This window comes from Micromonospora sp. NPDC005206 (assembly GCF_040608175.1).
Taxonomy (GTDB): Bacteria; Actinomycetota; Actinomycetes; order Mycobacteriales; family Micromonosporaceae; genus Micromonospora.
Genome location: NZ_JBEXHU010000020.1, coordinates 97,194 through 109,458, shown reverse-complemented (window position 1 = coordinate 109,458; position 12,265 = coordinate 97,194). Strand labels below are relative to the sequence as shown.

At 70.7% G+C, this 12,265-nt stretch carries 14 protein-coding genes; 2 read left to right on the top strand and 12 right to left on the bottom strand.

Features of this window, described 5'->3' with window-relative positions:
- Positions 1 to 4 precede the first annotated feature (4 nt).
- From ABZU69_RS28160 to paaA, 12 genes are all read right to left on the bottom strand, one after another.
- Positions 5 to 370: an NADH-quinone oxidoreductase subunit A gene (locus tag ABZU69_RS28160; protein ID WP_074316036.1), complete on the bottom strand. Its 366-nt coding sequence runs from the start codon at positions 368 to 370 to the stop codon at positions 5 to 7.
- Positions 371 to 504: 134 nt separating this feature from the next.
- A complete protein-coding gene (locus ABZU69_RS28155) occupies positions 505 to 1,782 on the bottom strand; it encodes a geranylgeranyl reductase family protein (RefSeq protein ID WP_354967321.1) in 1,278 nt (425 codons plus the stop codon).
- 139 nt (positions 1,783 to 1,921) lie between these two features.
- Complete coding sequence (locus tag ABZU69_RS28150) at positions 1,922 to 2,146, bottom strand: hypothetical protein (protein ID WP_089018103.1); 225 nt, start codon at positions 2,144 to 2,146, stop codon at positions 1,922 to 1,924.
- Between the two features lie 94 nt (positions 2,147 to 2,240).
- Positions 2,241 to 2,951: a demethylmenaquinone methyltransferase gene (locus ABZU69_RS28145; protein WP_354967320.1), complete on the bottom strand. Its 711-nt coding sequence runs from the start codon at positions 2,949 to 2,951 to the stop codon at positions 2,241 to 2,243.
- Positions 2,952 to 3,065: 114 nt separating this feature from the next.
- Positions 3,066 to 4,349: an LPXTG cell wall anchor domain-containing protein gene (locus ABZU69_RS28140; RefSeq protein ID WP_354967319.1), complete on the bottom strand. Its 1,284-nt coding sequence runs from the start codon at positions 4,347 to 4,349 to the stop codon at positions 3,066 to 3,068.
- 475 nt (positions 4,350 to 4,824) lie between these two features.
- A complete protein-coding gene (gene mqnC / locus ABZU69_RS28135) occupies positions 4,825 to 6,015 on the bottom strand; it encodes a cyclic dehypoxanthinyl futalosine synthase (RefSeq protein ID WP_354967318.1) in 1,191 nt (396 codons plus the stop codon).
- Between the two features lie 22 nt (positions 6,016 to 6,037).
- Entirely contained in the window at positions 6,038 to 6,178 is a 141-nt protein-coding gene (locus ABZU69_RS28130; protein ID WP_354967317.1) for a hypothetical protein, read from the bottom strand.
- Positions 6,175 to 7,284, bottom strand: a complete 1,110-nt coding sequence (gene paaE / locus ABZU69_RS28125; RefSeq protein WP_354967316.1) for a 1,2-phenylacetyl-CoA epoxidase subunit PaaE — start codon at positions 7,282 to 7,284, stop codon at positions 6,175 to 6,177. The genes ABZU69_RS28130 and paaE overlap by 4 nt, the downstream gene beginning before the upstream one ends.
- The gene (paaD, locus tag ABZU69_RS28120; RefSeq protein ID WP_354967315.1) at positions 7,281 to 7,757 is read right to left on the bottom strand and encodes a 1,2-phenylacetyl-CoA epoxidase subunit PaaD; all 477 of its coding nucleotides are present in this window, start codon (positions 7,755 to 7,757) and stop codon (positions 7,281 to 7,283) included. The genes paaE and paaD overlap by 4 nt, the downstream gene beginning before the upstream one ends.
- Positions 7,754 to 8,479 carry a 1,2-phenylacetyl-CoA epoxidase subunit PaaC gene (gene paaC, locus ABZU69_RS28115; RefSeq protein ID WP_354967314.1) on the bottom strand — a complete coding sequence of 242 codons (726 nt, stop codon included), beginning with the start codon at positions 8,477 to 8,479 and terminating at the stop codon, positions 7,754 to 7,756. Before paaC ends, paaD begins: the two co-directional genes overlap by 4 nt.
- 73 nt (positions 8,480 to 8,552) lie before the next feature.
- Positions 8,553 to 8,840 (bottom strand): 1,2-phenylacetyl-CoA epoxidase subunit PaaB, encoded by a 288-nt coding sequence (gene paaB / locus ABZU69_RS28110; protein WP_354967313.1) that lies wholly within the window; start codon positions 8,838 to 8,840, stop codon positions 8,553 to 8,555.
- On the bottom strand, positions 8,837 to 9,904 hold the full coding sequence (gene paaA / locus ABZU69_RS28105; protein ID WP_354967312.1) for a 1,2-phenylacetyl-CoA epoxidase subunit PaaA: 1,068 nt from the start codon (positions 9,902 to 9,904) through the stop codon (positions 8,837 to 8,839). The genes paaB and paaA overlap by 4 nt, the downstream gene beginning before the upstream one ends.
- A gap of 374 nt (positions 9,905 to 10,278) precedes the next feature.
- Between paaA and ABZU69_RS28100 the strand changes: the two genes are divergently transcribed.
- A complete protein-coding gene (locus tag ABZU69_RS28100; RefSeq protein ID WP_354967311.1) occupies positions 10,279 to 11,265 on the top strand; it encodes a hypothetical protein in 987 nt (328 codons plus the stop codon).
- Positions 11,265 to 12,227: a hypothetical protein gene (locus ABZU69_RS28095; RefSeq protein WP_354967310.1), complete on the top strand. Its 963-nt coding sequence runs from the start codon at positions 11,265 to 11,267 to the stop codon at positions 12,225 to 12,227. The genes ABZU69_RS28100 and ABZU69_RS28095 overlap by 1 nt, the downstream gene beginning before the upstream one ends.
- Positions 12,228 to 12,265 lie beyond the last annotated feature (38 nt).

Sequence of the window (12,265 nt, the reverse complement as noted above, 5' to 3'; positions counted from 1 at the left end):
TTCCTCAGTCCCAGTCCAGGCCGCCGCGCCGCCACACATAGGCGTACGCGACGAAGACCGCGACGATGAACAGGACCATCTCCACGAAGCCGAAGATCGGCAGAGCGTCGAACGAGACCGCCCAGGGGTAGAGGAAGATGATCTCGATGTCGAAGACGATGAAGAGCATCGCCGTCAGGTAGAACTTGATCGGGAACCGCCCGCCGCCGACCGGCTGGGGGCTGGGCTCGATGCCGCACTCGTAAGCCTCGAGTTTGGCCTTGTTGTAACGACGGGGACCGGCAAAGCGGGCGGCGCCAACGGAGAACAGCGAAAACGCCGCGGCGAGGGCAAACAGCCCGATGATCGGTGCGTAAGGCGAGAGCGTCATCGTTTTCTCCTGCTCGTCCTTCCCTGCCCTCGGTGCTTGACGAAAATCACACTATTCACGTCCCTCGCGGTGGCTGCCGGCGGGGGTCGATCTCTGTCCGGTCCGGGGCTGTGACCAGCACCGACACGGTCCATCTAGGCCGCTGGCGCTACCTTCGTCATCGCGTTGATGACCCGGTCCATCGCGTCCCCGCCACGCGGGTCGGTCAGGTTGGCCAGCAGCTTGAGTACGAAGCGCATCAGCGTCGGATGCGGCATTCCGTGCTTGGTGGCGATCCGCATGATTTCCGGACGACCGATCAGCTTCACGAAGATGCCGCCCAGCCGGTAGTAGCCACCGAGCCGCGCCTTCAGCTCGTTCGGGTACGCCATCAGCGCCCGCTCCCGCTCCGGGCCGGCGGGCCGCGCGAGGGCCTGCAACGCGACCTCCGCGGCCAGCTCGCCGGACTCCATGGCGTAGGCGATGCCCTCCCCGTTGAACGGGTTGACCATGCCGCCGGAGTCGCCGACCAGCAGCACGCCACGGGTGTAGTGCGGCACCCGGTTGAAGCCCATCGGCAGCGCGGCGCCGAGGATCGGGCCGTCGGCGTTGGCCTCGTCGGTCATTCCCCAGTCGACGGGCGTGTTCGCCAGCCAGTCGGTGAGCAGCCGGCGGTAGTTGGTCTTGCCGAACGCGGAGGACGAGTTGAGCACGCCGAGGCCGACGTTGACCCGCCCGTCACCGAGCCCGAAGATCCAGCCGTACCCGGGCAGCAGGTTGTCGCCGCTGTCCTTGCTGCGCAGCTCCAGCCAGGACTCCAGGTAGTTGTCGTCGTGCTTGACCGGGGAGCGGTAGTAGCGCCGGACGGCCACGCCGATCGGCCGGTCCTCCCGCTTGGCCAGCCCGAGAGCGAGCGGGAACCGGCCGGAGACCCCGTCCGCCGCCACGACCAGCGGCGCGTGGAAGGTGGCGGGCTCCTTGCCCGGGCCCACCTCGGCCTCGACGCCGGTCACCCGGCCGTCGCCGTCGAGCACCGGGCCGAGCACGTTGACGTTGGTCCGCAGCTTGGCGCCGGCGGCCACCGCCCGCTGGGCGAGCAGGTCGTCGAAGTCGAGTCTGGTGCGTACCAGCCCGTAGTTGGGGAAGCTGGCCAGCTCCGGCCAGTCCAGTTCCAGGCGCACCCCGCCGCCGATCACCCGCAAGCCCCGGTTGTGCAGCCAGCCGGCCTCGGGCGAGGTGTCCACGCCCATCCGGACGAGCTGGCGCACCGCGCGCGGGGTCAGCCCATCGCCGCAGACCTTCTCCCGGGGGAACTCGGTCTTCTCCAGCAGCAGCACCCGTACGCCGTGCCGCGCCAAGTGGTAAGCCGTCGCCGATCCACCGGGACCGGCGCCCACGACGATGACGTCGGCATCGTGTTCCACCGCGGTCATCCGCGCCTCCTCCCGCACGCTCGTGAAATGCTTCACAAGCCAGACGGGACGAGTGTATGACCGGCGTCATACCTGCCCAGGATCAGGGGTACCTAACTCGCAGATGTGACAGTCAACGACCGTCCACAGCAGGCAGGTGTCAGGCCGGACTGGGCGCGTCCAGGCCCGCGTCGACCCGGATGGTCTCCGGCAGGTGCTCGCGTAGCGCGCCGCCGGCCGCCCGGTCCAGCGCGGCCAACACCTCGGCGACGACCTGCCGGACGTCCGCCGGATCAGCGCCCGCCAGCGCGCGCAACTGCGCGATGAGTTCGGCCGCGTCGTCGTCGGTGGCGGCCACCGGGTCCGCCGGCTCTGCTCGGGTCATGCGGACGAGCGTACGACGCAAAGTGGACTAAAGACTGATATTCACGAAACCGGAATATCGTCGGTGTCGGTGTCGGTCGACGGCGCGGGCCGGACTACTCGCGGATGCCCCGGTGCAGGGCGACCACGCCGCCGGTCAGGTTGCGCCACGCCACCCGTCCCCAGCCCGCCGCCGCGACCCGCCCGGCCAGCGCGGCCTGGTCCGGCCAGGCCCGGATCGACTCGGCGAGGTAGACGTACGCCTCGGGGTTGCTGGACACCGTGCGGGCCACCACCGGCAGCGACCGCATCAGGTACGACAGGTAGACCGTCCGGAAGGCGGGGTTGACCGGGGTGCTGAACTCGCAGACCACCAGCCGCCCACCGGGCCGGGTCACCCGGGCCAACTCACGCAGGGCCGCGTCGGTGTCGTTGACGTTGCGCAGCGCGAAGGAGATGGTCACCGCGTCGAAGCTGGCGTCGGCGAACGGCAGCCGCAGCGCGTCTCCCGCCAGCAACGGCACCTCGGGCCGGGCCCGCTTGCCGGCATGCAGCATGCCGAGGGACAGGTCCGCACCGACCGCGTACGCCCCGGACTGCGCCAACTCCCGGGTCGAGACACCGGTGCCGGCGCCCACGTCCAGCACCCGCTCGCCCGGTCGCAGCCCGAGCGCCGCCCGGGTGGACCGACGCCAGGAGCGGTCCTGGCCGAAGGAGAGCACCGTGTTGGTCAGGTCGTATCGCTCGGCTACGCCGTCGAACATCGCGGCGACCTCGTGCGGCTGCTTGTCCAGGCTGGCGCGCTGGCCCTGCGGGGTACGGCTCACCCCTCCACTCTGCCAGCCGTCCGCCGCCCGACGGTCGCTGGGTGGCGCGGCAGGGATCCCGGCACACGAAAAGGGCGGGGTGGTCACCCACCCCGCCCGCACGTCGTGCCAGCGTCAGTCGGTCGACTTCTCGTCACCCGGGGCGACCAGGACGACCTTGCGCCGGCGGGAGAGCACCAGCAGCGCCCCGCCCGCGAGCAGGATCATGCCGCCGATGCCGCCGATCAGGCCGACCTGCACACCGGTCACCGGCAGCCCGCCGTCGTCGTCGCCACCACCGCCACCGCCACCCGCGCCCGGCGACGTGGTCGCGCCCGGGGTCGTCGTGCCGCCCGGGGTCGGCGTCGCCGTCACCGTGGGCGTGGAGGTCGCGGTGAGAGTCGGTGTCGGGGTCGGGGTAGGCTGCACGGTCAGGTCGACGAACACGTCGAACTGCGCGATGTTGTCCCCGTGGTCAGTTTCGGTGAACGCCCGGCGCTGCGCGCTGGTCGCCACCTGCGGCTGCTCCTCAGGGCTGCCCTGAGCGGCGTCCAGGCCGGCGGCGAAGAGGAACCCGGGCCGGAGCACCGGCTCGGTCACGTCCGCGCCGATCCGCACCCGCACCCGCACATCGGCGGTGTAGAACTGACCCGGCTTCAGCACCACGCCGGAGTCCTCGCAGTACGCGTTCGCCAGACCGTTCAGCGGCTGCTCCACGCAACCCTCCGGCAGCTCAGCGAAGGTGACGCCCGCCGGCAGCGTGAAGCCGTACGCCAGGCCGGTGGCCTTGCGGCTCCCGTCGTTGTAGACCGCCCAGTCCAGCGGGGCGGTCTCGCCAGGCCGGACCGACGTGCGACCGGCCTCGCCCGTCTCGTCACCGTCCACCACCACGTCGGCGTAGACGTCCTGCACCCAGGTGGTCAGGTCGTAGCCGGGCTTGGCCACGGTGATCTCATGCTCGACGGTGTTGTCGTCGGTGAAGGGATCGGCGGTGGCCGAGCTGACGGTGACCACCAGCGTGCCGGCCGCGCCGCGACCACCCGTCGAGAACAGCGGGATGCCGAAGTCCTCGGTGGTGCCGGCAGCCAGGTCGCCGAGGAGGCAGCTGAAGGTGGTGCCGGCGACCTCGCAGCCGTCCCAGGCGAGCACACCGACCTTGCGGTCCTTCAGGCCCTTGGTCTCAACGGTGACCCGGACGTCCTTGGCGTCGACCGTGCTCCTGGTGTTGTCCACCTGAAACTTGAACGGCTTGGCCTTGGCTTCCTTGACGCCCTTCGCCAACTCGTAGCTGAGCGGCACCAGGGCCAGGTCGGCCTGGTCGGCGGCCTGGGCCGGGGCGGCCACGGTGGCCAGGCCACCGGCCGCGAGCAGGGCCACGACGCCCGCGCGGGCCAGGGCCGAGCGGTGGAACGGTGTCATCGGTCCCCCGGGGATAGGGAAGAAAGAATGGTTGCGGAACGAGCGGACGTTATCGAAGGTCGATCTTCCGCGCCAGCCGGCGGGGCCGCTTTCATCCGTCCGGTCGGGAGGGAGCAGACGGTACGGGCGGAATGGTCACCCATCCCGCCCGTACCGCTGTGCGTTATGTGAACGGCCCGCACGGGCCGATGGAGGACTGTCTCGCGCCGTCGCTCGACCCGCACCATCAGACCACCCGCCACCAGCACGGTCGTGCCGATTCCACTGATCCGCCCATCGACGGTGCCGGCGGTCGCCGGTGTGGATCGTGCACGGTGACGAAGGGTATGAGGCGGCACGCTAGCCGCGCACGATCAACTCCACCACCCCTGACCGGCAGCTTGGCCGCCGCAGCGACCGGGACCACCCGGACCGCCGAGGCGGCCGGGCGGGAGCATGAGCCACGCTCAGCCGAACGGCCGGGCCTCGACCAGGATCAGTTGACCTCGACCAGCGGCAGGGAACGGCCGGCGCCGCCGCCGGGCAGCGCGATCGAGGAGAAGTGCGAGACCACCCGGTCGTCGGTCGGGTCGTCGGCCGGCGTGTGGTGCACGGCGAGCCGGTTGTAGAGGGTGTCCCGCTGCGCGGGAATCCGGTCCGCCGAGCGGATCATCCCGATCAGCTCGTGCAGGTTGGAGCGGTGCCGCGCTCCGGCCGAGGAGATGACGTTCTCCTCCAGCATGATCGAGCCGAGGTCGTCGACGCCCATGTGCAGCGCGAGCTGCCCGACGTCCTTGCCGGTGGTCAGCCAGGACGCCTGCAGGTGCGGCACGGTCTCGAAGAAGAGCCGGGCCACCGCGACCAACCGCAGGTATTCCAGCGTGGTCGCCTGGGTGCGGCCCTTGAGGTGGTTGTTCTCCGGCTGGTACGTCCATGGAATGAAGGACCGGAACCCGCGGGTGCGGTCCTGCACGTCGCGGATCATGCGCAGGTGCTCGATCCGCTCCGCGTGCGTCTCGCCGGTGCCCATCATCATCGTGGCGGTCGACTCGATGCCCTGCCGGTGGGCCAGCTCCATGACCTCCAGCCAGCGCTCACCCGACTCCTTGAGCGGCGCGATGGCCTTGCGGGGCCGCTCGGGCAGCATCTCCGCGCCGGCGCCGGCGATCGAGTCGAGGCCGGCGGCCTTGATCCGGGCGATGGCCTCGTCCAGGCTCACCCCGGAGACCTTGGCCATGTGCAGGATCTCGCTCGGCCCGATGGAGTGGATGACCAGCTGCGGGTACGCCTGCTTGACCGAGGCGAACAGCTCCTCGTAGTACTCGACGCCGTAGTCCGGGTGGTGCCCGCCCTGGAGCATCACCTGGGTCGCGCCCAGCTCGACCGCCTCACCGCAGCGGCGCAGGATCTCCTCGGTCGGGTGCGTCCACCCCTCAGCGTGCTTCGGCGCACGGTAGAACGCGCAGAACTTGCACGCCGTCACGCAGACGTTCGTGTAGTTGATGTTGCGGTCGATCAGGTACGTGACGACGTTGTCCGGGTAGCGCCGCCGGCGCACCGCGTCCGCCGCCTCGCCCAGCGGGTGGAAGGGCGCCTCGGTGTAGAGCAGCAGCGCCTCCTCGGGCGTGATCCGCCCGCCGTCCGCGCCACGCTGCAAGATGTCGTCGATCTCCCGGCTCACCGTCACACCCCGAGCCTACGTCGCCCGTTCACGGGCCGACACGCCCCTCCAGCTCCGGTGACGAGCGCCCCAGCGCCGGCCTGCGCAGCAGCGGGTCGTTGAATGCCCCGGCCGCGGCCCGGACGTTGGGGTCGATCTCCACGCGGAACAGGCGGGACAGCATCCTCACGCGTCGTAGTCGACCGTGAGCCTGTCGGTGGTCGGGCTGGACTGGCAGGTCAGGACGTAGCCGGCGGCCAGCTCGTCGGGCTCCAGGGCGTAGTTGCGGGCCATCGTGACCGCGCCGTCGACGACCTTCGCCTTGCAGGTCGAGCAGACACCGCCCTTGCAGGCGTACGGCAGCTCGCCGCGCACCTTCAGCGCGGCGTCCAGCACCCGCTCCTCGCGGCCCATCGTGAAACTCGACGACCGGCCGTCCAGCACGATCGTGACCTCGGCCCCGGCGCCCGCCTGGTCCGTGGGGCGGCGCACCGGCTCCGGTGGCGCGTCGACGTGGAACAGCTCGGTGTGCACCGACGACTCCGGCAGCCCGAGCTCGGCCAGCACGGCCCGGACGTCGACCACCATGCCGTACGGCCCGCAGAGGAACCACTCCTCGATGGCGTAGCCCGGCACGATCGTGCCCAGCAACCGGCCCAACCGCTCGGTGTCGATCCGCCCGGAGAGCAGCGGTGACTCGCCCTGCTCCCGGGAGAGCACGTGCACCAGGTGCAGCCGGGTGGGATACCGGTCCTTCAGGTCCGCCAACTCCTCGGCGAACATCACCGTGTTCGCCGTGCGGTTGCCGTACACCAGGGTGAAGGTGCTGGCCGGCTCGACGGCCAGGGCGGTCGCGACCAGCGCGAGCACCGGGGTGATGCCGGAGCCGGCGACGACCGCGCCGTAGTGCCGCACACGGTCCGGTGCGAAGGCCGTGGTGAAGGTGCCCAGCGGCGGCAGCACCTCGACGGTGTCGCCATGGCGCAGCGCGCCGCAGGCGAACGCCGAGAAGGCGCCTCCGGGGACCTCCCGCACCCCGATCCGCAGCCGGCCGTGCCGGGCCAGGTCGTCCGGTGTGGAGCAGATGGAGTACGAGCGGCGCACGTCCGTGCCGTCCTCGGTCACCCGTCGCACGGTGAGGTGCTGACCCGCGCGGAACGCGAAGGTCTCCCGCAACTCCTCTGGTACGGCGAAGGTGACCGCCACGGCGTCGTCGGTGAGCCGGTCGACGGCGGCGACGGGCAGCGGGTGGAAGACCGGCCGGCGGCGGACCGGCCGGGTGATGGTGACTGTCACAGCGCCTTCAGGTGGTCGAAGGGTTCGGAGCAGGAGCGGCAGCGCCACAGCGCCTTGCACGCGGTGGAGCCGAACCGGCTGACCTGCTCGGTCTCTGGTGAGCCGCAGTGCGGGCAGCGGACCGCGAGGGTCAGCGGCACCACGCCGGCGGCGGGCACCGGGGCCGGCGGGGCGATCCCGGCGGCGGCGAGCTTCGCCCGCCCGCTGTCGGAGATCCAGTCGGTGCTCCACGATGGGCTGTAGACCGTGCGGACCTCGGCGTCCGGGTGACCGGCGAGCGCCAACGCGCGGCGGATGTCGGCCCGGATCACGTCCATCGCCGGGCAGCCGGTGTACGTCGGGGTGATGGTGACGACGACCCGCCCGCTGCCCGGATCCTTCTCGACCGCGCGCAGGATGCCCAGCTCGTCGATGGTGATCACCCGAATCTCCGGGTCCACCACGCTCGCCGCGGCCGACCTCGCGTCGCTCACCACTTAGCTCCGGGGTGTGCCCGGTGCAGCACCTGCATCTCGGCGAGCAGGTACGACAGGTGCTCGGTGTGCACGCCCGTCCGCCCGCCGGCCGGCGCCCAGCGGCCCTCGGGCCGGGTGAGCGTCGCCTCGGCCAGCACCGGGCCGACGGTGTCGTCGAACGCCGACCGCAAGGTGGCCGGGTCGACCGGCGTCTCCGGATCAGCGGCGAACAGCTCGTGGGTGTACGGCCAGACCTGGTCGACGGCCGCCTGCATCCGACGGTGCGACTCCTCGGTGCCGTCGCCGAGCCGCTTCACCCACAACGCGCCGTGGTCCAGGTGGTACGCCGACTCCTTGCGCGCCTTGGCGCCGATCGCGGCCAGCCGCTCGTCCCGGCACCCGGCCAGCGCGGTGTACAGCGGTAGCTGGTACGCCGCCAGGAAGAACAGCTTCGCCATGGTCACCGCGAAGTCGCCGTTCGGTAGCTCGACCAGGAGCGCGTTGCGGAACTCGCGGTCGTCGCGCAGGTACGCCAGCGCGTCCTCGTCCCGGCCGGCGCCCTCCAGCTCGCCCGCGTACGACAGCAGCAGGCGGGCTGCGCCGAGCTGGTCGAGGGCGATGTTCGCCAGCGCGATGTCCTCTTCCATCTCCGGCGCGCGAGTGGTCCATTCGGCCAGCCGTTGCGCGGCGATCAACGCGTCGTCGCCGAGGGCGAGGGTGAAGTCGACGGGGCCGTTCACGCCGCCACCTCGCTTCGCTCGGCGGCGCAACGCGCCGCGCCGCTGAGCTGACTGGTTCGCTCGCTCCGCCCGCTCACAGGTGGGCCACCCCGTCCGGCACCTCGTAGAAGGTGGGGTGGCGGTAGACCTTGTCGGCGGCGGGGTCGAAGAAGGCGTCCTTCTCGTCCGGGCTGGACGCGGTGATGGCGCTGGCCGGCACCACCCAGATCGACACGCCCTCCTGCCGCCGGGTGTAGAGATCCCGGGCGTTGCGCAGGGCCAGCTCGGCGTCGGGGGCGTGCAGGCTGCCGACGTGGGTGTGCGACAGCCCGCGCCGGGCCCGCACGAAGACCTCCCACAACGGGGTGTTCTCGGTACTCACGCCGCCACCTTCTCCCTCTGTCCAGCCCGCTTGGCGGCGTACGCCGCGGCGGCCTCGCGCACCCAGGCGCCCTCGGCGTGCGCGGCCCGCCGGCGCGTCATCCGCTCCCGGTTGCACGGCCCGTCGCCGGAGATCACCCGCATCAACTCGTCGTAGTCCGGCTGCGTGTAGTCGTACGCCTGCCGCTCCTCGTTCCAGCGCAGGTCCGCGTCGGGGATGCGGAGCCGCAGGACCTCCGCCTGCTGGACGCACATGTCCACGAAGCGCTGGCGCAGATCGTCGTTGGAGAAGCGCTTGATCTTCCAGGCCATCGACTGCGTGGAGTGCGTGGAGTTGCCGTCCGGCGGACCGAACATGGCCAGCGACGGGTACCACCAGCGGTCCACCGCGTCCTGGGCCATCGCCTGCTGGGCCGGGGTGCCGTGCGACAGGGTGTGCAGGATCTCGTAGCCCTGGCGCTGGTGGAACGACTCCTCCTTGCAGACCCGGATCATCGCCCGCGCGTACGGGCCGTAGGAGCAGCGGCACAGGGGCACCTGGTTGACGATCGCCGCGCCGTCCACGAGCCAGCCGATCGCGCCCATGTCAGCCCAGGTCAGCGTGGGGTAATTGAAGATCGAGCTGTACTTCTGCCGCCCGTCGAGCAGCAGCCGGACCAGCTCGTCCCGGCTGATGCCGAGGGTCTCGGCGGCGGCGTAGAGGTAGAGGCCGTGGCCCGCCTCGTCCTGCACCTTGGCCAGCAGGATCGCCTTGCGCTTGAGCGAGGGCGCCCGGCTGATCCAGTTCCCCTCCGGCTGCATGCCGATGATCTCGGAGTGGGCGTGCTGGGCGATCTGCCGGATCAACGTCTTGCGGTACGCGTCCGGCATCCAGTCCCGCGGCTCGATCTTCTGCTCCGCGTCGACCACCGCGGTGAAGTACGCCGCCAGGTCCTCGTCCGGCGCGGGGCCGCCGCGCCGCTGCCGCGCGGCTGCGGCGCGTAGCTCCGCCTCGGCCGCCTCGACCTCGCCGAGCAGGCCGCCGCCGGTTGCGTCGTCCGGGGCGGAGAAGTCATTGCCATACATGAGGACAAGTGTTACAGCTTGCGCCCCGATGCACCAGGGGGTGTAACAGGAAACCCGAGTCACGTTCGGTCACTCCTGGGCGCTTCCTTCTTTACCCAGGGCGACCGCGTCGGCTATGACTTGGCTCACTCGGCAAAGGTGAATCCGCCTAGAAGCCTCATACCGGCGCGACATCCCACCTTTATCGCGCTTTGCCAGGTGTCGGGCTCTGGCGGTCGGCCGGTCCGGACGTACACTTCTGCCGGTCACACGATCGGCTGCCCAGAATCGCCGTCTCCACAGAGGCCACCTCCCCCGGCCTCGGCGATCGCACCGGTCGCCCCGGACAACAAGCCGGTCTCCCCCGGCCCTGACATCTGGAGCTCACCCAACTCATGCGATCCCGCGTGATCATGGTGTTCGCCGTCGTGGCGGTCCTGCTCGGTGGCGTCCTGCTGGTCCCCGCCGCGTACGCCCGGCTCGCCGGCGACGGCAGCGGTGGAGGCGGAGGCGGCGCCGGGAGCGTCGCCGCGCCCGCACCGACCCCACCGCCACCACCCACACTCGCCGCTGGCCCGGTGTCGGTGGCCTTCAAGGGCGAGTTCTTCTCGTGGGCGTTGCTGGACCGGCAGACCGGCAAGATCTCCGGATCGTCGAACATGACCGCGACCAGCTCCACCGAATCGATGATCAAGGCCTGGATCGTCTCCGACTATCTGCGGCAGCTCAAGGACAAGGAGCCGACCGCGTCGCTGAAGGAGGCGGCCCGGCTCGCGATCATCGACAGCAACGACACCGCGGCCAACAAGGTCCATGCCGCTGCGGGCGGCTCGTACAAGGCGTCGAAGAGCAGCAAACCCGACGCGGTGATCCAGCGTGCGATCACGATCTGCGGGCTGACCGACACCAAGCGCGGCAACGTCGAGCCCTACACCGGCTACTGGAGCTTCACCCGGATGTCCCCGCGCGACGCGGTCCGGCTCGGCGACTGCATCGCCGACGGCAAGGCCGCCGGCCCGAAGTGGACCAAGTGGGTGCTGGATCAGATGAGCAAGGTCCGGGGCACCACCGCGAAAAAGGACCAGAAGAGCGAGTACGGCGGTGGCCGCTGGGGCATCATCAACGGCCTGCCAAAGTCGATCACCGCCCAGGGTCCGGTCAGCATCAAGAACGGCTGGACGCCGATCAACTACGACGGCAACTGGCACGTCAACTGCCTCGCGGTCAACGGCAAGTGGAGCCTCGCGGTGATGCTGCGCTACCCGATCAAGAGCGGGCTGGACTACGGCGCGCAGGTCTGCGCCAGCGTGGCCACCCAGCTCGTCACCCCGCAGCCCGGCGCCGCGCTCAAGGTGCCGCAGCAGCCGGTCGGGAAGCTCTGATGGCCGGCAACCGTCGGGCCGAGCGTCGCGGCGGTCGCGAGGCGTCCCCGCTGCGGATGATCGCGATCGCGGTCGTCCTGATCGGGCTGGTCCTGGTGTCGCTGCGGCTGCTGCCCGGGTCGCCCTTCGAGTCGGCTGCCGCCGTCCGGTGGGGCGACGCCGGAACGACCAGCGACCGGTCCACCGGCGGGGCCACCAACCGCAGCGCCCGTCAGCCGGCCATGCCGCCGAGCGCCAGTCCCAGCCCGTCCCTGGAGCCGCTGCCGTTCCAGGCCAAGGACCTCAAGCTCGACATCGAGGGCTGGTACTCCTGGAGCGTGCTCGACCGTCGGACCGGAAAGATCATCGGCTCCAAGAACATGGACGAGACCAGCACCACCGCTTCGATGATCAAGTCGTGGATCGTCGCCGACTACCTGCGCCGCACGGCCGACGCCGGCGACACCCCGAGCGACGCGAAGCTCGCCGACGCGACACGGATCATCCGGGACAGCGACAACACCCGCGCCGAGCAGTTCTACAACTCGGTCGGCCGCGCCGCCTCGATCCGGCGGCTGCTCACCATGTGCAAGCTAACCGACAGCAGCGTCGCCCCCGATGGCGGCTGGAGCCGCACGGCGCTCTCCCCTCGGGACACCGCCCGGCTGGGCAACTGCATCGCCGACGGCACCGCCGCCGGACCGAAGTGGACCAAGTGGCTGCTCAACGAGATGCGGCTGGTGCGCGGCGCCGGTGACTTCGGCATCCGCAAGGCGTTCCCAGCGGCGGAGCGGAAGCAGATCGCCATCAAGAACGGGTGGATCGACCGGACCAGGGAGCAGGAGATGCACATCAACTGCCTGGCCATCGGCGACACCTGGACGATGGGCGTGATGGTCAAGTACCCGATCGGCATGGGCTACGACTACGGCATGAAGAACTGCGAGAAGATCACCGAGGCCCTGCTCCGCCCCGGCGTCTGACCCACGCTCCACGGCCGCGCCTGGCGGGCCAGGCCGCT